We start from the raw sequence: 20963 nt of genomic DNA on the forward strand, positions 1-20963 counted from the left end.
ATAATATTTTTTTGTTTTATATCAGCTCAGAATTCATCAATTTCAGTTCTGCTCAATCGATGTAGCAGTATTGCGACTTTTCTACTTTGGTGTCAAGCTAGTAAAAAATGGAGATATGAATCTGTGACAAAGATCAGACAAAATAAGAAAACAACGATCTACGACCTTGCAGAATTAGCGGGGGTTTCAGCCAGTGCGGTGAGTGCTGTACTCAATGGAAATTGGCAAAAAAGGCGGATTAGCGCACAGCTTGCACAGAAAGTAATGCGTATCGCGGAAGAACAAAATTATTCTGTAAATAAGCAGGCCAGCTTATTACGCAGCAATAAGTCTAAAATTATCGGCATGTTAGTACCCAAATATGACAACCGTTATTTCGGTTCAATTGTTGAGCATTTTGAGGAAATGGCACGTGAAAGAGGGCTATTTCCTATTATCACCTGTACGCGACGTGATCCTAAACTCGAAATTGAAGCGGCACGCGCTATGCTTTCATATCAGGTGGATTGGTTGATTTCGACAGGGGCAACCAACCCCGATAAAATTACGGAAATCTGCCAAGTCTCCGGCGTGCCTACTTTGAATTTAGACTTGCCGGGCACATTGGCGCCTTCGGTCATTTCAGACAATTATCTCGGGGCGAAAACGCTAACCCAACGTATTTTGCGCAAACAAAAAACGCCACTTATACAGGGCGCCGCTCTAATTTTTATTGGTGGACGTGAGCATGATCATAATACTCGCGAGCGTATTCGCGGGTTTATTGATGCCCATCGCGAGCTAAGCATAGATGTCCCCAGTGAAAATATTTTGGCTTGTGGCTATGCGCCTGAAAAAGCAGAAAAAGCGCTCTCTGTTTTCTTTAAGCAGCATAATAATGACCCGCAAAAGATAGCGGAATGTGGCTTATTTATTAACTCAACAATTTCATTAGAAGGAGTGATGCGTTGGTTAGGGCATAAAGGGTATACTGGGTTACAGCAACCTAATTTAGGTTGTTTCGACTGGGACCCATTCGTTGCATTGCTAGGTAATGATATTGAAATGGTTAAACAAGATGTGCCTACTATGCTTAATCATATTTTTAATTTAATTGATAACGAAAATAGCCAAGCTCAACTGATTGAAGTCTTGCCAGTAGGAATAAGCTAATCCACGCTAATAATGATGATTGAAACCGCCTGCACAAAATTAACTTACAGGCGGGCTATGGCGAATTACTTATTGAGTGTTGTGACTAAGAGTTGATGTCGTTGATTATAAAACTTCGTATAAGTCATATAACCGGCCAAGATAGTTGAAAGGCTGGCGGTTCCCAGTAGCATAAATGTCACCATAATTTGGTATTTGACCGCTTGCAGTGGGTCAACGCCTGCAAAAATTAACCCCGACATCATGCCGGGAAGGCTAACAATTCCAACTGTTTTAGCTGAATCAACCGTGGGGATTAATGATGCGCGAATACTATCGCGGATTATGGAAGCAGAAGCCACTTTCGGTGTTGCTCCCAAGCTCAGCATTTCTTGGATTTGTTGCTGTTGGCTGGCAAAACGTTGACCAAGGTTATTAAAGCATAATCCTACGGCTATCATCGCATTCCCGGCTATCATGCCCGTTATAGGGATGACTTGCATAGGCGTAAATTCTATTGCGTTGGATAATATTAGGATAAGCAGCGTTAGGAATGTACCAGATGTAATCGCTATTAATGCCGTAACATAAACTTTATCAATATACTTACTTCTTTTTTTGGCATTCCACGCAGCATTAACGCAAATAAACATGACTAAGGCGATGGTGAGCAGTTTATGATCAACATTGAAGATGTATTTTAAGATATAACCCGCTATTAGTAGCTGGATGATAGCTCGACAGGTACTCCAAATTATATCTTTTTCTAGGGAAAGTTTTTCTTTATGGCTAATAAAAATAGCCACTAAAACTAACATGACCGAAAATGTTAGTGATTCATTGGAGATGGCTGGTTGGTGCACAGTAATATCCTATTATTCTTCATGATGAATGGGAAGGGTAATAACCTCATTGGTATGAGATATTTCATCTTGGTCATGGGTTACCCACAACACCCCGATTTTTTTATCAGTGGTAAGGTGGTGAATAAATTCATTTACTTTGATTTTATTTTCTTCATCAAGGGCACTGGTTATTTCATCTAATAGCAAAATTTGCGGTAAAAATTGTAAGTTACGGATAAGAGAAATACGTTGTTTTTCCCCACCAGAAAGCTCATTGATACCTTTTTCTAAAATAGTTTCATGCAGTGAGAAATAGTTTAAGTCACTTATTATCTTATCTTTATTGAAAGGTAACTTTCTTATTTGGTATGGAAATGCCAAATTATCATATACTGTTGTGCCAAATAAAGCAGGCGTTTGCGTACAGTATGAAACTTGTTGGCGATAGGTTTCTGGTAAAATAGTACTGATATCTTTTCCCTTGAAGGTGATCGAACCTTGAGTGGGGGAAATTAAAGATGCCACTATTTTTAATAAGGTGCTTTTTCCACAACCGGAAGGCCCTGTGATTAATTTGAAATCACCTGCTTGTAGGTTAATCTGCACATTATCGAGAATTGTTTTCCCATCAATGGTATAACCAATATCCTTCAATTGTAGCAGTAAATGGTTTTGTTCCATATTATCAATGACCTATTTAACTAAAATACGCAGTTTAACGCGAATGATACCCATTCCATTATTTTATCTGATGACAGTACATTTACGTTGTTCAATATCAATTTAGATATAACTAATATTATGCGCCAGTTATTGCTAAATTTATACTGTATTATGCAGATAGTGGTTAAAGGACTATCAATAGGGGACTATGATTGTTTTATAATCTGTCATTGTGCTATCGAAAAAATGGATTAAATACTCATGTTAATATAAACAAATAATCAGTTTGAATTTAATTATGAACAAATGTTCTTAATCTTATTTTTCATTTCTAATAATATGAGAAGTAGCTCATTTTTATAAATTATAAATATAGATTTAAACCTGTAACACTATTATATTAGTAAAACTAAATATTAATTAACTCTCATCGAATATCATGGTGTTTCAGTTTCACCATCGTATTCATATTATATTTTTATTAAATATCACATCATGATGTTAAGGAATTATAATGAAAAAATTTAGTGGATATAACACCAACTTTTCTCTTGATGGTAAAGTGGCCGTGATCACAGGGGGAGCCGCAGGTATTGGGCTCGCCATTGCTCAGTTATATGCCGAGAAAGGGGCTAAAGTTGCCTTAGTTGATAAATCAGAAAAGGTTACTGAGGTAGCTAAAACGCTAGGAAATAGCTTAGGTATTCAATGTGATATCACAAATTCTGAGTCAGTTTCACAAATGGTTCAACAGGTTTTACAGCATTATGGCTCATTGGATATTGCTGTAAATAGTGCGGGGATTGTGGCATTAGCTCCTGCGGAAGATTTAGCAGAGTCTGATTGGGACTTAACCATGAATGTGAACTTAAAAGGTACCTTTCTTGTTTGTCAGGCAGTTGGTAATATCATGATTAAACAAGGAAAAGGGAAGATAATTAATATGGCTTCCCAAGCAGGGGTCATTGCTTTAGATCAGCATGCCGCATATTGTGCCAGTAAAGCAGCGATCATTGGCTTAACTCAAGTATTAGCGCTGGAGTGGAGCCCTAAAGGGATACAAACTAATGCAATTTCTCCAACTATTGTGATGACGGAATTAGGTAAAAAAGCATGGGAAGGGGAGAAAGGTGATGAAATGAAAGAAAAAATTCCTGCTAGACGTTTTGCTGAACCGTCAGAAATTGCGGCATGTGCGTTATTTTTAGCCAGTGATGCATCTGATATGATCACTGGACATAATTTAGTTATTGATGGTGGATATAGTATTCAATAATTATTTAATTAAAAATAAGCCAAATAATAATGTTATTATTTGGCTTGTAATAATAATTACAAAGTAGGATAACGAATTTTAATAAAACTTAGCTTTAATTATTTATCGGCCTGTAATAATGAAAGTGACATACTAATTAGCTTTTCAACAGTGAAACCAAAATAGTCAAATAACTGCTTAGCAGGTGCAGATTCGCCAAAGCTATTCATTCCCATTATTAACCCATCCAAGCCAACATATTTACGCCAGTAATCATCAATGCTAGCTTCAATGGCAATACGTTGACGAACATGATTAGGTAAAACCTGTTGTTTATATTCATCAGGTTGTTTATCAAAAGTATCAGTGGATGGCATTGATATAACATTGACGTTAAAACCCTGTGCGGTTAAAACCTGCCAGGCTTCAACCGCCAAGGTGACCTCAGAGCCCGTCGCAATTAACAATAACTCAGGTGATTGGCTATTACTTCGTAAAATATACCCCCCACGCTGGATACAGGTAAGTTGCTCAGAGGTACGTGAGTGCTGATGGAGATTTTGCCTTGAAAGGACTAAGGCCGTCGGCTTATTTTGTTGCAGTATGGCTTGTTGCCAAGCAACTGCGGTTTCTACTTGGCAACAGGGCCGCCATACGGAAAGGTTGGGAGTAGCCCGCAATGCGGCTAATTGTTCGACCGGTTGATGAGTCGGTCCATCTTCACCTAAGCCAATCGAATCATGGGTGTAAATCAGAATTTGCGGTAATTTCATTAAGGCGGCCATGCGTACCGCATTTTGAGCATATTCATAGAACATCAAAAAGGTTGCGGTGTAAGGGCGAAACCCTCCGTGTAATGCAATACCATTGGCAATGGCAGTCATGCCAAATTCCCGTACACCATAATGAATATAATTACCCGCAGGATATTCATTGATAGGTTTTGAGCCTGACCAGTAAGTCAGGTTACTCGGCGCTAAATCTGCCGAGCCACCCATTAGCTCAGGTAAAACAGGGCCGATAATATTGAGAACATTTTGTGAAGCCTGACGAGTGGCAATTTCTGCTGGGTTATTATTCAGGTGCTGAATGTACTCATTGATAACTGAACTAAATGATCCGGTGGGTTGGTTTGATAAGCGCTGGTTTAATTGAAGGGCTAATTCGGGATATTGCTTGGCATATTCCCGTAGAGCCTGTTCCCAACGTAATTGCTGTTCAGCACCACGCTCTATTGCATTCCATGGTTGGTAAATCTCTTCAGGGATTTCAAAAGGTGGGTACTCCCAGCCTAATTGTTGACGCGTTAATGCAATTTCATCGTTCCCAAGGGGAGCACCATGTGAACTCGCTGTTCCCGCTTTATTGGGGGAGCCATATCCGATAGTGGTGCGACAAATAATCAATGTTGGTTTAGAGGTTTGTTGATGGGCTTGCTCAATCGCGGCTTTAATTGCAGGACGCGAATGCCCATCAATGGCTCTAATAACATGCCAACCATAGGCTTCAAAGCGTTGTGCGGTATCATCGGTGAACCAGCCTTGTACATCACCATCGATAGAGATCTGGTTATCGTCATAAAAAGCAATCAGCTTATTGAGCTTAAGAGTCCCTGCTAAAGAGCAAACCTCATGGGAAATCCCTTCCATCAAGCAGCCATCACCGAGGAAAGTATAAGTAAAATGATCGACAACAGGGAAACCTGAGCGGTTAAAGGTAGCCGCTAGTGTTTTTTCCGCGATAGCCATTCCTACAGCATTAGCAATACCTTGTCCCAGAGGGCCTGTGGTGGTTTCAACTCCCGGTGTGTAGCCTAATTCAGGATGACCAGGTGTTTTTGAATGTAATTGTCTAAACTGCTTTAAGTCCTCGATAGAAACATCATAGCCCGTTAAATGAAGCAAACTGTATAGCAACATTGAGGCGTGGCCATTTGATAACACAAAACGGTCGCGATTAGGCCAGCAGGGGTCGGCTGGGTTATGTTGTAAGTAGTCTCTCCATAATACTTCAGCAATGTCTGCCATCCCCATAGGGGCACCTGGGTGACCCGAATTTGCCTGTTGTACAGCATCGATTGAAAGAAAGCGGATTGCATTTGCTAATTTATTTTGTGTTTGTGTGCACATAACAAAACTCCCAAATTAAAACTAACGTTCCCCATTTTCATATTCACTAATACGGGCTACTTTGGGTGCTGAACGTCCCCCTTCATAATGGGAAGCTAGCCATGTGTCGACGATTATTTTGGCTAATTCGGGGCCTATTACCCGTGCTCCGAAAGTGATAATTTGCGCGTCATTGCTTTTTTGTGCCCGCTCTGCTGAGTAAGTATCATGGCAAAGCGCTGCACGTATCCCCGCAACTTTATTGGCTACGATAGACATCCCAATACCCGTGCCACAAATTAAAATTCCGCGTTGGTGTTTACCTTGTGTGATGGCGGTGGCGACGGCATGAGCAACGTCGGGGTACATTTCATCTTCAACCCCAGTCTTTAAGCAGTAATCTGTCACTTCAATATTTAGCTCTTTTAAATGAGCTTTAATTAAATCTTTCATTTCAAATGCAGCGTCATCAGCACCAATGGCAATAGATAGCATGATAGAGATCCTTATGGTTGAACAAATGTTCATTAACTATTCAATTGTACTTAATAGAAAATAGGATCTTATGAACAAATAATCAATAGGTGAACATATGTTTTTATTTTTGGTATGCTTGATTCTGTGATCTAGGGCTTTAAATTACATTTTTTTTCGATAAATAGCGAAAAGTAGTCGTTTAAAAGCTATTTTATAAGAATATTTGCTCTAAATCACACTTTGACAATCTGGTTATGGGCAAGGATAAAGAAAAGAAGGTATGGTTAATTTGTATCTTCATTGAACTTATGTTCATTTTATAAACCGCCGAGGATAGAACTATGTGTGAACACTGTGATTCAAAAGCAACGATGAGCGCAGGCATCCCAGAAAAAATGCAAGCCGTGGTTGCTTATGCACCGAAAGATTACCGTTTAGAAACGGTGGATGTGCCAAAAATTAGTGAAGAAGAAATTCTAGTGCGTGTAGAAGCTTGCGGTATTTGTGCAGGTGATGTGAAAGCCTTCGAAGGTGCCCCAAGTTTTTGGGGGGATGATGAACAACCTGCGTATATTAAAGCGCCGATGATCCCAGGGCATGAGTTTATTGGTCATGTTGTTGGTTTTGGTTCAAAGGTAGAAGGTTTTGCATTGGGCGACCGTGTTATTTCCGAACAAATCGTCCCATGTTGGGAGTGCCGTTTTTGTAAACGTGGTGAATATTGGATGTGTGAAAAACATGACCTGTATGGCTTCCAAAAAAATGTGAATGGCGGTATGGCTCAATACATGAAATTCACTAAAGAAGCGATTAACTACCATGTTCCTGTTGATATGCCAATTGAAGATGCCATTTTGATTGAGCCTTATGCTTGCTCCTTACATGCAGTGCAGCGCGCCAATGTCAAATTGGGGGATGTGGTAGTACTTTCAGGCGCAGGAACATTAGGCTTAGGAATGATTGGTGCGATTAAAAAGTCTGGTGCTGGAAAACTGGTTGTTTTAGACCTCTTTGATAAACGCCTTGAACTAGCAAAAGAATTTGGCGCGGATATCGTATTGAATCCGAAACGTGATGATGTGGATAAAATCGTTAAAGACATGACGGAAGGCTACGGTTGCGATATCTACATTGAAGCGACAGGCGCACCAAAATCTGTAGAACAGGGGCTGAAAATGATCCGTAAACTTGGAACATTTGTCGAGTTCTCTGTATTTAAAGACCCAGTGACCGTTGATTGGAGCATTATTAGCGACCGTAAGGAACTGGACTTATTAGGTTCTCACCTAGGCCCATATTGCTACCCGTTAGTCATTGAAGGTATCGGTAATGGTGATTTCCCAACAAAAGGTGTCGTCACTGATATCTTACCATTAGAAAAATTCGCAGAAGGCTTTTCTATGATGGCGAAAGGTGACCCGCATATTAAAGTGGTCTTAGACCCGAACCTATAATGCTGTAGCCGGTTCAAATTAAACGCGAAATAAAAAATAACGATAAAAATTGGACCTGAATAAATGTCACCCTACCAAGGCTTGTTATTCAGGTCCTAACCCAGCGAACAAGCACTGAGGTTAACGATATGATAATCAATAAATTGTCTAAAGTAACGGGTTTTTCACCAAAGTTACTACTTGGCTATTTTGGCGTCCTTATCTTTATGATGGGGGAAGGGCTAGAACAAGGTTGGCTATCGCCTTTTATTATTAGCCGTGGAATGAGTATTGAAGAATCTTCATTACTTTTTAGTGTATATGGTTTTTTTGCAGCGGTTGCCGCATGGTTATCAGGGGTGCTTGCTGAGATTTATACGGCGCGTCGAGTGATGATTTTTGGCTTTGTGATGTTTGTGATTGGCTCGGTTATTTTCTTATCCGTCGGGCTGCCAAGCAATAGTTTATCTATCATGGTCCCAACTTATGCCTTACGCGGGTTTGGTTATCCAATGTTTGCTTATGGTTTTTTAGTTTGGGTAGCGTATGAAGCACCTATTAAAAAATTAGGTTCAGCCGTCGGAATTTTCTGGTTCGTTTATAGTGGCGGGCTAGGTGTATTAGGCGTGATGTATTCAAGTTATGCATTACCTATTCTCGGTGAAATGGCGACGTTATGGAGTGGGCTGATATTTGTCACTATTGGGGCATTTATAGCGATAGCGCTCAATCGCAATAAAGCGGGCGATGTACAAGACAAACCAAAAGAAAAAGTTTCGCTCAGCTATTTATTTAAAGGAATTACCATCGCATTTGAAAACCCTAAAATCGGTTTAGGGGGCATTGTAAGAACCATTAACACATCAGCGGCATATGGTTTTGTGATCTTCATGCCAATGTTTCTCGCTGACTTTGGTTTTTCTCGAACAGAATGGTTACATATCTATGCCGCACTTTGGACTGTCAATATTGCCTTTAACCTTATTTTTGGTGTTGTGAGTGACCGAATTGGTTGGCGCAATATTGTGATTTGGTTCGGTTGTGTCGGTTGTATGATTTGTACCCTAATGTTTTATTACGTACCGTACTATTTCGGTCACAGTTATACCCTGATGATGATTGCCGCCGGTTTGTTTGGCGCATGCTTGGCAGGATATGTGCCACTTTCAGCTATCATGCCAACGCTAGCTCCTGAAAACAAAGGTGCCGCAATGTCAGTACTTAACTTAGGTGCTGGGTTAAGTACCTTTGTTGGTCCAGCATTAGTAGGGATATTCATTAGTAGTGTTGGGGCATTGGGCGTGATTTGGATCTTCTCAGGGCTTTATTTATTTAGTGCGATACTGATGAAATTTATCACTGTACCGCAAGAACTGCTTGAACAGTCAGCAAAGATGCAGCTAACACCAGAAAATAAGTAAATTGAGGGAATTATGAATAGAATCATTAATGAACCTGATCTTGTTGTTGAAGATGCGATTCAAGGCTATTTGAAAGCGCACCCTGAATATTTTGCGCAAACGGAGAACGCTCGGGTTTTAAAATATCCACAAGCGCCAGTACCAGGAAAAGTAGGGATTGTCACCGGCGGGGGTTCTGGTCATGAACCTGCATTTTTAGGTTATGTTGGCGAAAATATGCTAGATGCGGTGGCGATTGGCGAAATTTTTTCCTCACCAACCGCAGGCGCATTCTTAGATGCCTTTAAAGCGGCTGACAGTGGCGCTGGTGTTGCTTGCTTATATGGCAACTATGCAGGCGATAACATGAACGTCAAAATGGCGATGAAAAAAGCTGAAAAAGCGGGCATTAAAATTAAAACGGTGGTGGCAACCGATGATGTTGCCTCAGCACCCGCCAGCGAAAAAGAAAAGCGTCGTGGTGTAGCCGGTGAAATTTTAATGTGGAAAGTTGGTGCCGCCGCCGCCAGTAAAGGTTATGACCTAGATGGCGTGATTGGCGCAGCGCAAAAAGCTATTAATAACTGCCATTCTATTGGTGTCGGTCTAACGTCTTGCACCATTCCAGCGGTAGGGCATCCTAATTTTCATATTGAAGATGGCATGATGGAATTAGGCATTGGGCACCATGGTGAGCCGGGTATTGAAATCATGCCAATTCAATCTGCTGCACAAATGGCTCAAACCATGTTAACGCCAATCTTAGATGATATGCAGGCAAAACAAGGGGATGAAGTCGTGGTGCTAGTTTCTGGATTGGGCGCGACTCCCGTAATGGAACTGTATATTTACTACGCAGAAGTTGAAAAACAATTGAGTGAGAAAGGTGTGCGCATTGTTCGCAATTACGTAGGTAATTACTTTACTTCATTAGAAATGATGGGGGTTACTCTAACCTTAATGAAGGTAGATGATGAATTAAAAACACTGATGGATGTACCTGCGTATTCATTAGGTTTAACTCAGGTTAAGTAAAGGAGCCAGTTATGCAAGTTATATCAACGGATTGTGGCAGTGAAGTAACCCTTGATTTAGTGAATATTATTGTGACAAACCGTGAATACCTGAGCGAAATTGATGGTGCTATTGGTGATGGTGACCATGGGATCAATATGGCAAAAGGTTTCAATTTATGTGCCAAGGCAATTGAAGGTCGTCAACTATCATTGAGTGAAGGGTTTGAAGAAATTTCAGATGCGTTGATGGAAGGTATTGGCGGGTCAATGGGGCCGTTGTATGGTAGCTTCTTTATGGGCATGTCTGACAGCATTTCAGGTAAAACAGAGCTAACGCAACAAGATTTTCTCGCCATGCTGCAAAATGGGTTATCTGAATTACAAGATATCAGCAGTGCCACTGTTGGTGATAAGTGTTTAATGGACACGTTGATCCCCGCGACCCAAGCATTCGAAGAAGCGACAACATCAGGTAAAAGCTTTAAACAAGCGCTTGACGCAATGCAAGAAGCTGCGATTGCAGGGCGTGATTCCACATTGGATTTAGTGGCAAAAATTGGTCGTGCAAGCCGTTTAGGTGAGCGTTCAAGAGGCGTGTTAGATGCGGGAGCAACCTCTTGCTGTCTCTTGTTATGTCAATTGGCTCAAAGTGTCGAAAAACAAGCTGCTCTAGCTAATGCCTGATTACCTAACCTAGTCATTATATGGATATATACGTCACCGTTGTTTAGGCGTATATATCCACTCTATTTTACAACTTACTTATTAATTGCCACTAGAAACGCTATACTAAAACCTTATTATCCTTGTTGCGATTAACACCAATAAAGAGGAAACCACTATCTTATGGATAGATCACAAACATCTTCCGATATCGAGCTACTCACTGAAATTGCGATAGCGTATTATCGTGATGAAATTACTCAGGAAGAGATCGCCAATAAGTTTGGTATATCGCGGATTAAGGTGGGGCGCCTATTAAAGCGTGCCAAAGAGGAAGGCATTGTTGAGATCAACGTACGCTATCATCCTATTTTTAGTACTCAGTTAGAGCAACAATTACTCTCCCGTTTTCCAATATCCCGTGCATTAATCGCATTAGACCATCCAGATGAAGAAGAGCAACGCTATCAAGTTGGAACGTTGGTTGCCAATTATTTATCAACCACATTACGCGACAATATGATTGTTACTGTAGGGCAAGGGCGCAATGTGGCGGTTGTGGCAGACAGCGGAGGAGCTGTACCTGAAAAAGATTGCCGTTTTATCTGTGGGATAGGCGGGACTCATCGCCCTGGTGATTCGATTAATGCAGACCATATCAGCCGCCGATTAGCGAAAAAATTTGGTGGAACCAGTGAAACCTTATATGCACCAGCCTATGTTGAAAATAACGAATTAAAACAGTCATTCATGAAAAACGGCACCATCAAGGAAACCTTAGATCGCGCCCGTAAAGCGGATATAGCGTTGATTGGTATTGGTGACATGAATGAAGACAGCTATATGGTTAAGCTAGGTTGGTTTACGCCTCGTGAAATTGTTGATGCCAGCTTAAATCAAGGGGTTATTGGGGATATTGCGGGTTATGATTTTTTTAATGCACAAGGGCAACATGTAGACACTGTCATGAATGACCGGGTGATTGGTTTAAGTATTGATGAGCTGAGAAAAATCCCCTGTGTAATTGCGATTGCATCTGAGTCATCAAAAGCGATGGCGATCATGGGGGCCTTACGTACTGGGGCGATTGATATTATCGCCACTAGTGCCAGCAATGTGCGGACGATTTTAAAAATGTCTCAATAATGGACGACACCTATCTTAAATAAGCAATAACCCTGTTGGTGAGCCTATGGCACATGACAATCCTCCTAAGGGTGATTGATTTTGTCTTTTTTAAGCGGCATGGTGATGCTGTAAAAGCAAACCACCATGCCGAGAGCTACGTTGATAGCGAAACCGTGCTGCAAGCTATTTTTTATACAGCAAGGTCAACCGCCCAGTGATCATCAATAACAAAACAGCGGCACAGATTGCCATCAATACATTAAACCCTAGCCCCCAACTGATGGCCCATTTTAATTGTTCAAATGGTAATTGTTTTGGCATAGCCGCCAATGCATATTGCATAATGACCGAAACACTTGTCGCCCCCATCGCCGCGCCAATTTGTTGTAGTGTTGCGGTAAAACCTGATGCTTGGCCGACAAGCTCAGGGGTGACTTTTGCTAACACGAGATTTAACATTGGCGTCATAATCATGCCTTGTGTAAAGCCGATGAAGAATAATATTGGAGATAGCCATTCCACTGGGCTGTTTAATGAAAAAGCATACAATGCTATCAGGAGTAGCACATAACTTATTGCGTAGAATATGGCCCCCCAAAATATGACTCGGTCACCATAACGACGGGTCCAATATGGCGTTATAATTGATGAGATAACAAAACCAATACTTGAAGGAACAAATATTAAACCGGATAAAAACGGGGTTAAGCCCATGCCTTTTTGCAGTAGCAACGATAGCATCAAAGGGAAAGCAGATGATGTTGCGTACACGCTCATGACAACCAAAAGCCCAATGACAAAGTCACGATGGGTTAAAATGGATAGGGTAAATAACGGTGCTTTTCCTTGCTTTTCTAATCGTTTTTCTTGATAGACGAATAAGGTAAGAAGCATAATCCCACTAATGAGTAATACTGTGCCTATCGTTGACCATCCCCAGACGGGTAGCATGAGTAATGGAAATAATGCGCAACAAATACCGCTACTGGACAGGAATACACCATACCAATCTAAATTCACTTTCATTCGATGGCCTTCAAGTAGAAAACCCGATAAAAAAACAGCTACCGCACCAATGGGGAGGTTGACTAGAAAAATTGTCCGCCAGCCTAAGCCAAACAGGTCGAGTGTAATTAACCAACCCCCTAAAGCTTGCCCAGCAATAGCGGCCAATCCTAAACTCATTCCCAGATAGCCAAAGGCTTTTTTAGCTGTCTGCTCATTAAAATTAATGCGGATACTGGAATAGACTTGAGGGAACAATAAGGCAGCAGATAACCCTTGTAGAAACCGAGAAGTGACTAATAAAGATGCCGTTGGTGCTAAAGCGCAAAGTAGAGAGGTGATTGTAAACAGCGTCATTCCGACACGATATAAGCTTTTTTTGCCATAAATATCGCCCAATCGTCCCCCCGTGATCAGCAGCAGCCCAAATGCTAATTCATAGCCGACAATGATGAGTGTGATTTGTGTCAGATTGGCATTCAATGATTGCTGGATACTTACAATGGCTACATTGACAACAAACAAATCAAAAATTGTCACAAAACCTGCCAGTAATAAAACAAATAGCGCAATACTTTGGTGTCGGTTCATATTTTTCCCATTTAGACAGACAAATAAATGGGGACTATAATGAATGCATTATCCTGATACAATTTAACTAGTTATACTATTACTAAAAGCAATAGGCTATGAAAAATAGAGAACGTAACCGCCCTGAGTTGGCTGATTTTTTAAAGCAAAAACGTGAAAGTGTCTCTCCTGAATCAGTCGGTTTACCACGCACAACTCGCCGTCGAACGCCAGGATTGCGCCGAGAAGAAGTTGCCGCACTCGCTGGTGTTGGTTTGACATGGTACACATGGCTTGAACAGGGCCGAGAGATAGGGGTTTCAACGCAATTTCTTGATAACCTGTCAAATGCACTTAATTTAAATACGGCTGAACGCCAGCATCTTTATCTACTTACGCATAACAGAGAACCTATAGCGACTGGAAATACAGAACACTGTGTGCCTTCGGCAATTTCAAAAATGATCACTGATTTTCCAGATAACTATTTATGTTATGTGCTTAATTTGCATTGGGATGTACTGGCTTATAATTCACGTGCTGATGATTATTTTCATTTTTCCGAAGCTGAACCGTATTTATGTAATTTTCTTTATTTATTATTCACCGACCTTCGCTATCAAGAACGGTTTGCGGATTGGCAGTTAGTCGCTAAACAGTTACTCGCAAGTTTTCGTCGTGATTATGCTTTGACTAAAAATGACCCTAATATCAAAACATTAGTAAAAACGCTGGTGGGGCAATCTGCGCTATTTAATCAATTATGGAATAAGCATGAGATTTATCAGCCTTGTACTGGTGTCCGTGAATTGGTTTATCAAGGAAATTTAGAACATTATGACTACACATCACTGACGTTTGATATTGAAAAAGGGAATCGACTATTAGTTTATATTCCTAAATAAATCATATGCTTACTTCTTTTTAATCTCTCGCCTTGACGAGTTGCAACTTGAATTATTTAGGAGTATGTTTTTAAAAAGAGTTCACATAATATAATAAATAACATTATGATTTTATGTAGAACTATGGGAGATGGCATTCCTCCTGTTACAAAACCGCCCATGTAGGGCTGATGATGCCTACGTTAACCTTTTCAAAAGATAGGGTACGTAGGTATTATGTGCCCTGAATTTAGGGCATGAATGATCTAATAGGAAACTTTCCTTTCATTTATCCCGCCAGACATTAAAGGAAGTTTCTATGTATGCCTCTTTATTTGCAATAGCGCTGGGTTCTGTTCTCGGTGGGTGGTTAAGGTGGTTTGTTAGCCTGAAACTTAATCACTTTTATCCCAATATTCCCCTTGGTACTGTTGTTGTCAACTTAGTGGGTGGCTTTGTTATTGGTTTTGCTATTTCTTATTTTGCCAACGCCAATATTAGCCCCGCCTATAAGTTATTTATTGTGACGGGCTTTTGTGGTGCATTCACCACTTTCTCCACATTTTCACTTGAAGTGGTCGTTTTAATTCAAGAGGGAAAATTTGGCTTTGCCATCAGCACCATTGCCATCCATGTTATTGGCGCGTTGGTCTTTACTTTGCTCGGTATGCTGTGTCATCACTGGTTAGCACAGGGGTAATATTAACCTTATAAACTGAACAAACCATTTTTTAATGGAATGATTCGTTATAAAAAAGAAGAAACTCAAGCGATGCATTATCGCCTGAGTTTCTGTTTTAATTATTTTCTAATAAATGATGAGCTGTGGCTTCATCGGTTACTAACCCTGTGACCCAACCGCCATTTAATACCGCTTGTATCGCGTGAGTTTTATGGGAACCCCCAGCAAAAGCAATAACAGGTTTATTCGGTGGTGCAAATAGAGGGACGCTGGTGTGTGTGTCATCTAACGCTGTCGATAGCCTTTCCCCATTGGCTTGAATAAAATGGCCTAATAGCTCAGCGGCTACGCCTTTCTCAAGTAACATTTCCAGTTGTTCATCGGTGACAAAGCCTTCCGAATTCAGCGGGCAGCCTTTTCCCACCTCACCAATACCAATAAAAGTTATGTCTGCATTTAAGGCTTTTTCTGTTACTTCCTTATACACACGGTGTTGGCACCACATAGCCTTATCTTCTGGGCTATCTGCATATAGCGGGGCAGGTAAGATATAATGGCGACATTGCAGCTTTTCTGCAAAACGCAGTGGAATATCATAACGTGTTGCCGAACTGTCCCGAGCGATAGCGCCAATCAATGAAACACATTGATGTTGCGGGGTTTCTAGGTAAGGAAGGGCATCAATAATACTTCGTAATGTTCGGCCTGAACCAATACCGATCACTTGGGGGTTGTCTTGTTCGATTAATTGTTCCATTAATTCAGCGCCAGCCACTGAAATCATATCGAGGGTTGAGCCAGTATCAAGCTGGCCTGATGGAACCACACAACAATGTGTTAGTTGGTATTTCTGTTGAATTTCATTGGCGAGCTTAAGGCACTCAGTAATTGGGTGAGTGATCTGAACATGGACCATGCCTTGTTCTTTGGCTAGTGAAATAAGGCGTTGTGCTACTTGTCGTGATAAACCAAGTTCATGAGCAATTTCTTGTTGAGTTTTGCCTGCCACAAAATATAACCATGCTGCACGCGCTGCTTGCTCCATTTTTTTTAATTCTTTCTGCATGGACTGTCTCCTGCTTTTTTACGATATTGTAATTCTGGGCAATTGCTTATTAAAAGGGCAAAAGTCAATATTGTGAGCATTATCGCAGTAATTGTGATCAAGTTGAAACTAAAATATAACAAACGGGCATATGCCCAAACTTGTAGCAAATATTTATTCTAAGTTAAGGGGTCACAATGTTAAAGCAAAAATCAGTGTGGATGCACATCGGTGCTGGGTCATTTCATCGTGCTCATCAAGCTTGGTACTTACACCGCTTAATTCAACAAGGTGATGATAGTTGGTCAATCGCATTAGGGAATATCCGCAATGATGCTAATACATTGCTTGATAACTTAGCTAAACAAAATGGAGAATACACACTCGAAACGGTTTCCCCTGAAGGGGAACGTCAGTACGAAAAAATTACCTCGGTGCGTAAAATACTTCATTGGGACTCTAATTTAAGCCAACTCGTTGAACAAGGTTGTGATAAAGCGACTCGAGTGATCGCATTTACCGTAACAGAAGCAGGTTATTATTTGACTCCACAGCATGAGCTGGATGCTGAGCAACCAGATATCAAGGCTGATTTGGCAGGCGCAATGTGTACTATTTATGGTGCATTGACCCATATTTTACGGGCACGCTTAGCCGCACATGGTGAGCCGGTAACCTTATTAAACTGTGATAATTTACGTCATAACGGTGAGCGTTTCAGGCATGGTTTTTTATCTTTTTTACAATTAAAAGGTGAAACAGAATTATATCAGTGGGTAAAAGAAAGCACTCGCTCACCAAATACCATGGTAGATAGGATCACACCTCGGCCAACACCAGATGTGGCTGAACGTGTAAAACAACATACAGGCTGGGATGACAAAGCTCCGGTAATGGGGGAAGCATTCATTCAGTGGGTAATTGAAGATGACTTTATTAATGGGCGTCCAGCACTAGAAAATGTCGATGTTGAAATGGTGGATTCAGTATTACCGTGGGAAGAAGCCAAAATCCGTATTTTGAATGCAAGCCATAGCTGTATTGCTTGGGCGGGAACACTCATTGGTTTGAATTTTATTGATGATAGCACCCGTGAAGCGGCTATTAAACAGATGGCTTGGAACTATGTAACGCAAGATGTCATCCCTTCGTTATCACCAAGCCCGTTAGATCTTGAGCAATACCGCGATGTCGTTTTAGCTCGTTTTAGTAATCCTTACATAAAAGATACTAATCAGCGAGTTGCCGCTGATGGTTTATCAAAAATTCCAGGCTTTATCACTCCAACACTACAAGAATGCTATCAACGAGGCCAAGTTCCTGCAGCAACAGCAGTACTTCCCGCACTATTTTTTGTCTTTTTACAGCGTTGGGCACAAGGCAAATTACCGTATGAATACCAAGATGGCGTGCTTGATGCTGCATATTATCTACCCTTGATGAATGCCAGTGATGCATTGGAAAAATTCGTTTCCAGTGAAATGCTATTTAGCACATTAGCGCATTCAACGCAGTTTCATGAATTAATGAAAAATACAGTGGCAGATGTTGAACGCTGGTTGAAATCACCACATCAACCTCTGTAAGGAGAAAGTCGATGTACCTTGGAATAGACCTCGGCACTTCAGAATTGAAGGCAGTTTTAATTAATGGGCAGGGAGAAATTGTCTCCTCTAGCCATATGGCATTAACCGTGCAAAGGCCCCACCCTCAGTGGGCGGAACAATCGCCAGATAGCTGGTGGGAAGCGACTAATTCGGTGGTAGCCACACTTCGTCAAAAAGCACCAGAAGCATGGGCAGCAGTAAAAGCGATAGGTTTATCTGGGCAAATGCATGGTGCGGTATTACTTGATAATCATCATCAAGTGCTACGGGATTGTATTTTATGGAATGACACCCGAAGCGCGAATGAATGTGAATGGCTGATGGAAAACCACCCCGAGTTTTTGACAATAGGTGCCAACCTTGTCATGCCCGGTTTCACTGCGCCCAAATTATTATGGGTAGCACGTAATGAACCTGAGGTATTTAATCAAGTTGCTAAGGTATTGCTACCAAAGGACTATTTGCGCTGGAAAATGACTGAACAGTTTATCAGTGATATGTCAGATGCTTCAGGAACCCTATGGCTCGATGTCGCAAAGCGTGATTGGTCTGATGAATTATTGGCTGCAACAAATTTAACTCGCGAACATATGCCTACTTTAGTGGAAGGTGCAGAGAAAAGCAGTGTACTTCGTGCAGATTTAGCTTCCCAATGGGGGCTCAGTGCAGATGTTATTGTGGCGGGAGGCGGTGGGGATAACGCCGCCTCCGCTGTGGGGGTTGGTGCCGTTAATGAAGGGGATGCATTAATCTCTCTTGGTACGTCAGGTGTCATTTTTGTCGTGAACAATCAATTGCAGGCGGCACCACATCAAGGCGTGCATGCATTTGCTCATGCTTTACCAGACCGTTGGCATCAAATGAGTGTGATGCTAAGCGCCGCCAACTGTTTACGTTGGCTTTGCCAGTTGTTGTCTACAACGGAAAACCAATTGATGGATGAAGTAGGCCAATTGACTGAACAGCAAAAAAAACAATCTCCCGTGTTTTTACCTTACCTTTCTGGAGAACGAACTCCGCATAATGATCCTTACGCAATGGGGTCTTTTTTCGCCTTAAGGAATGAAACAACACGTGCTCAACTTGGTTATGCGGTGATAGAAGGAGTGACGTTTGCCCTTGCAGATGGCATGAAAGTTCTAACTGAAACGGGCACACAAATTAGCCGTTGTAGTTTAACTGGCGGGGGAGCTCGTAGCCCTATCTGGGCACAATTAATTGCCGATGTGATTGATATACCGATTGTTACACACCCTGCAAGTTCATCCGGTGCGTTAGGTGCAGCACGCCTAGCGTGGCTGGCGGATGGCGGAGATACCGAAACAGTATGCCAAAAACCTGATGTGTTAGACACTTATTCACCGCAAGAACAATACCAAACTTGGTTACATCAACGGCTTGATGTATTCCGTTTATTGTACCAACAGCAAAAACAAGCAAGGGAATTACTGCCACAGTAAGTCAGTATGGCGGTGTTCCCTACACACCGCCATTACTGTTAACTCTTCGCGATTGATTAAAATAACAAAATGACAATGAGGAAACTGCAATGGAACAGAAGCAGTATTGGCTTGGTTTACCTAAGCATTTGTTCTGGGGGTTCATCGCTATCGCTATTTTTATGAGTGGTGATGGTTTTGAAATGGCTTTTTTATCCAAACATATTACTGACTTAGGTTTTACACCGACGCAATCCGCTATGGTATTTACGGTATATGGCTTAATGGCAGCGGTTGCCGCATGGGCATCGGGTGTGGTGGCTGAAATTATTACTCCACTTAAAGCGATGATGATTGGGTTTATTCTGTGGATAGTGATGCATGCCTTATTTATGGCTTTTGGTTTAGGCCTGAAAAGCTATACTCTGATGTTATTATTTTACGGTATTCGTGGGTTGGCTTACCCGCTATTTATTTACTCATTTATGATGATGTTAGTACAGGTGATCCCCCGAGCTCACCTTGCTGCCGCAACTGGGTGGTTTTGGGCGATGTATTCTGTTGGGATAGGTGTAATTGGTAGCTATTTACCTAGTTTTTCTATTCCAATGATAGGGGAAACTGGCACATTATGGATGGCAATCGGCTGGGTCGCAGTTGGTGGTGCGATTGCTTATTTTAGCTTACGCCATGTTCCAGTAGACCGTTCAAAAGTAAACTTACCCATGAAGGATAAAATGGCGGAATTGTCGCGTGCTGCGACCATTTTATTCACCAATAAAGATATCTTTATGGCCAGTTTGATTCGCATCATTAACACGATTTCTCTGTTTGGTTTTGCGATCATCATGCCATTGCTATTTGTTGACCGCTTAGGGTTTACCATCTCAGAATGGTTACAAATTTGGGCCGTGTTCTTCTTTGTGACTATTTTTACTAATATTTTCTGGGGGATTGTTGGGGAGCATATAGGTTGGATACGCCAAGTCAGGTGGTTTGGCTGTTTAGGCATGGCTATCTCAAGCCTGATGTTTTACTACTTACCGGTCTATTTTGGGCATAACTTTGCGATTGCTTTAATACCTGCCATTTTATTAGGGATTTTTGTCGCTGCCTTTGTACCTATGACTGCGGTTTTCCCAAGTATTGAGCCTAACCATAAAGGCGCAGCGGTTTCTATTTATAATCTTTCGGCTGGGTTAAGTAACTTTGCTGCGCCTGCGATCGCCAGTTTGGTCTTACCTTTCTTTGATATTGTTGGCGTGGTTTGGGCGTATACAGGGTTGTATATTTTTGCAGGTGTTCTGACATTCTTTATTAAAGTCCCACAACCGGGTTTTGAAAATAATCGTAAGGTAAAAACCACTAAGTCTGTAGTAGAGCAGCAAACGAGTAATTAACTTATTTTATTAAACTCAAATCGAGCCCTATGGCCATATTATGGTTATAGGGCTTTTCTCATTTAGAGAGTAAATAAGGTATTAGAAAAGGCAAAAAAAGCGAAAGGTATATCCTCCTTTACAGTGGCAATATAAAGAGAAACAGATTAACGGTTAAATAAAGTATAATATTCCACGCAAATGGAAATATTAGTCATATTTGTAAGGCTGTT

The 20963-nt window shown here is 41.3% G+C and carries 18 protein-coding genes and 1 riboswitch; of the genes, 12 read left to right on the forward strand and 6 right to left on the reverse strand.

The window, feature by feature from the left end; all coding sequences use genetic code 11:
- The first annotated feature begins 123 nt into the window (after window positions 1-123).
- Window positions 124-1152: a LacI family DNA-binding transcriptional regulator gene (locus tag P3L56_RS08460; RefSeq protein WP_042844126.1), complete on the forward strand. Its 1029-nt coding sequence runs from the start codon at window positions 124-126 to the stop codon at window positions 1150-1152.
- A 65-nt stretch (window positions 1153-1217) separates the two neighbouring features.
- Here the strand turns inward: P3L56_RS08460 and fetB are convergent, their stop codons facing one another.
- Both fetB and fetA read right to left on the reverse strand, forming a co-directional pair.
- A complete protein-coding gene (fetB, locus tag P3L56_RS08465) occupies window positions 1218-1994 on the reverse strand; it encodes an iron efflux ABC transporter permease subunit FetB (RefSeq protein ID WP_042844124.1) in 777 nt (258 codons plus the stop codon).
- 12 nt (window positions 1995-2006) lie between these two features.
- Entirely contained in the window at window positions 2007-2657 is a 651-nt protein-coding gene (gene fetA, locus P3L56_RS08470) for an iron efflux ABC transporter ATP-binding subunit FetA (RefSeq protein WP_198861315.1), read from the reverse strand.
- Window positions 2658-3150: 493 nt separating this feature from the next.
- On the opposite strand from fetA, the gene P3L56_RS08475 reads away from it, so the two are divergent.
- Window positions 3151-3915: an SDR family oxidoreductase gene (locus P3L56_RS08475; protein WP_395346579.1), complete on the forward strand. Its 765-nt coding sequence runs from the start codon at window positions 3151-3153 to the stop codon at window positions 3913-3915.
- 98 nt (window positions 3916-4013) lie between these two features.
- Here the strand turns inward: P3L56_RS08475 and tkt are convergent, their stop codons facing one another.
- Window positions 4014-6023, reverse strand: coding sequence for a transketolase (gene tkt / locus P3L56_RS08480; RefSeq protein ID WP_210832035.1), 2010 nt, complete (start codon window positions 6021-6023; stop codon window positions 4014-4016).
- A gap of 21 nt (window positions 6024-6044) precedes the next feature.
- Window positions 6045-6497 (reverse strand): ribose 5-phosphate isomerase B, encoded by a 453-nt coding sequence (gene rpiB, locus P3L56_RS08485; protein ID WP_042844119.1) that lies wholly within the window; start codon window positions 6495-6497, stop codon window positions 6045-6047.
- Between the two features lie 323 nt (window positions 6498-6820).
- Here rpiB and P3L56_RS08490 point away from each other — a divergent pair, with 323 nt between their 5' ends.
- The 5 genes from P3L56_RS08490 (at window position 6821) to P3L56_RS08510 (ending at window position 12137) form a co-directional block, all read left to right on the forward strand.
- Window positions 6821-7933, forward strand: coding sequence for an MDR/zinc-dependent alcohol dehydrogenase-like family protein (locus P3L56_RS08490; RefSeq protein ID WP_042844118.1), 1113 nt, complete (start codon window positions 6821-6823; stop codon window positions 7931-7933).
- Window positions 7934-8061: 128 nt separating this feature from the next.
- Complete coding sequence (locus tag P3L56_RS08495; protein ID WP_042844117.1) at window positions 8062-9333, forward strand: MFS transporter; 1272 nt, start codon at window positions 8062-8064, stop codon at window positions 9331-9333.
- Between the two features lie 12 nt (window positions 9334-9345).
- Window positions 9346-10347, forward strand: a complete 1002-nt coding sequence (locus P3L56_RS08500; RefSeq protein WP_129465823.1) for a dihydroxyacetone kinase subunit DhaK — start codon at window positions 9346-9348, stop codon at window positions 10345-10347.
- 11 nt (window positions 10348-10358) lie between these two features.
- Entirely contained in the window at window positions 10359-11012 is a 654-nt protein-coding gene (gene dhaL, locus P3L56_RS08505) for a dihydroxyacetone kinase subunit DhaL (protein WP_042844115.1), read from the forward strand.
- Between the two features lie 162 nt (window positions 11013-11174).
- On the forward strand, window positions 11175-12137 hold the full coding sequence (locus P3L56_RS08510) for a sugar-binding transcriptional regulator (RefSeq protein ID WP_042844114.1): 963 nt from the start codon (window positions 11175-11177) through the stop codon (window positions 12135-12137).
- 165 nt (window positions 12138-12302) lie between these two features.
- Here P3L56_RS08510 and P3L56_RS08515 read toward each other — a convergent pair whose 3' ends face one another.
- On the reverse strand, window positions 12303-13715 hold the full coding sequence (locus P3L56_RS08515; RefSeq protein WP_071548013.1) for an MFS transporter: 1413 nt from the start codon (window positions 13713-13715) through the stop codon (window positions 12303-12305).
- A 98-nt stretch (window positions 13716-13813) separates the two neighbouring features.
- Between P3L56_RS08515 and P3L56_RS08520 the strand changes: the two genes are divergently transcribed.
- Both P3L56_RS08520 and crcB read left to right on the forward strand, forming a co-directional pair.
- Window positions 13814-14599: a helix-turn-helix transcriptional regulator gene (locus P3L56_RS08520; RefSeq protein WP_198861317.1), complete on the forward strand. Its 786-nt coding sequence runs from the start codon at window positions 13814-13816 to the stop codon at window positions 14597-14599.
- 117 nt (window positions 14600-14716) lie between these two features.
- Window positions 14717-14786, forward strand: a riboswitch (Fluoride riboswitch).
- Between the two features lie 111 nt (window positions 14787-14897).
- On the forward strand, window positions 14898-15278 hold the full coding sequence (gene crcB, locus P3L56_RS08525) for a fluoride efflux transporter CrcB (RefSeq protein ID WP_042844110.1): 381 nt from the start codon (window positions 14898-14900) through the stop codon (window positions 15276-15278).
- 97 nt (window positions 15279-15375) lie between these two features.
- Here crcB and P3L56_RS08530 read toward each other — a convergent pair whose 3' ends face one another.
- Complete coding sequence (locus P3L56_RS08530) at window positions 15376-16326, reverse strand: sugar-binding transcriptional regulator (protein WP_042844108.1); 951 nt, start codon at window positions 16324-16326, stop codon at window positions 15376-15378.
- Between the two features lie 176 nt (window positions 16327-16502).
- On the opposite strand from P3L56_RS08530, the gene dalD reads away from it, so the two are divergent.
- The 3 genes from dalD (at window position 16503) to P3L56_RS08545 (ending at window position 20751) form a co-directional block, all read left to right on the forward strand.
- Complete coding sequence (dalD, locus tag P3L56_RS08535; RefSeq protein WP_048606977.1) at window positions 16503-17891, forward strand: D-arabinitol 4-dehydrogenase; 1389 nt, start codon at window positions 16503-16505, stop codon at window positions 17889-17891.
- A gap of 11 nt (window positions 17892-17902) precedes the next feature.
- A complete protein-coding gene (gene xylB / locus P3L56_RS08540; protein ID WP_198861318.1) occupies window positions 17903-19372 on the forward strand; it encodes a xylulokinase in 1470 nt (489 codons plus the stop codon).
- Between the two features lie 89 nt (window positions 19373-19461).
- Window positions 19462-20751: an MFS transporter gene (locus tag P3L56_RS08545; RefSeq protein WP_042844105.1), complete on the forward strand. Its 1290-nt coding sequence runs from the start codon at window positions 19462-19464 to the stop codon at window positions 20749-20751.
- Window positions 20752-20963: the final 212 nt, after the last annotated feature.

The organism is Providencia sp. PROV024 (genome assembly GCF_032709665.1).
In the GTDB taxonomy this organism is placed as follows: Bacteria; Pseudomonadota; Gammaproteobacteria; order Enterobacterales; family Enterobacteriaceae; genus Providencia; species Providencia huashanensis.

Excerpts from the sequence above, each read along its gene's own strand:
- xylB (WP_198861318.1), top strand. The coding sequence starts at position 17,903 with ATGTACCTTGGAATAGACCTCGGCACTTCAGAATTGAAGGCAGTTTTA.
- P3L56_RS08515 (WP_071548013.1), bottom strand. The coding sequence starts at position 13,715 with ATGAACCGACACCAAAGTATTGCGCTATTTGTTTTATTACTGGCAGGT.
- P3L56_RS08520 (WP_198861317.1), top strand. The coding sequence starts at position 13,814 with ATGAAAAATAGAGAACGTAACCGCCCTGAGTTGGCTGATTTTTTAAAG.
- P3L56_RS08495 (WP_042844117.1), top strand. The coding sequence starts at position 8,062 with ATGATAATCAATAAATTGTCTAAAGTAACGGGTTTTTCACCAAAGTTA.
- rpiB (WP_042844119.1), bottom strand. The coding sequence starts at position 6,497 with ATGCTATCTATTGCCATTGGTGCTGATGACGCTGCATTTGAAATGAAA.
- P3L56_RS08530 (WP_042844108.1), bottom strand. The coding sequence starts at position 16,326 with ATGCAGAAAGAATTAAAAAAAATGGAGCAAGCAGCGCGTGCAGCATGG.
- crcB (WP_042844110.1), top strand. The coding sequence starts at position 14,898 with ATGTATGCCTCTTTATTTGCAATAGCGCTGGGTTCTGTTCTCGGTGGG.
- P3L56_RS08545 (WP_042844105.1), top strand. The coding sequence starts at position 19,462 with ATGGAACAGAAGCAGTATTGGCTTGGTTTACCTAAGCATTTGTTCTGG.
- dalD (WP_048606977.1), top strand. The coding sequence starts at position 16,503 with ATGTTAAAGCAAAAATCAGTGTGGATGCACATCGGTGCTGGGTCATTT.
- fetA (WP_198861315.1), bottom strand. The coding sequence starts at position 2,657 with ATGGAACAAAACCATTTACTGCTACAATTGAAGGATATTGGTTATACC.
- P3L56_RS08490 (WP_042844118.1), top strand. The coding sequence starts at position 6,821 with ATGTGTGAACACTGTGATTCAAAAGCAACGATGAGCGCAGGCATCCCA.
- P3L56_RS08510 (WP_042844114.1), top strand. The coding sequence starts at position 11,175 with ATGGATAGATCACAAACATCTTCCGATATCGAGCTACTCACTGAAATT.
- P3L56_RS08500 (WP_129465823.1), top strand. The coding sequence starts at position 9,346 with ATGAATAGAATCATTAATGAACCTGATCTTGTTGTTGAAGATGCGATT.
- tkt (WP_210832035.1), bottom strand. The coding sequence starts at position 6,023 with ATGTGCACACAAACACAAAATAAATTAGCAAATGCAATCCGCTTTCTT.
- dhaL (WP_042844115.1), top strand. The coding sequence starts at position 10,359 with ATGCAAGTTATATCAACGGATTGTGGCAGTGAAGTAACCCTTGATTTA.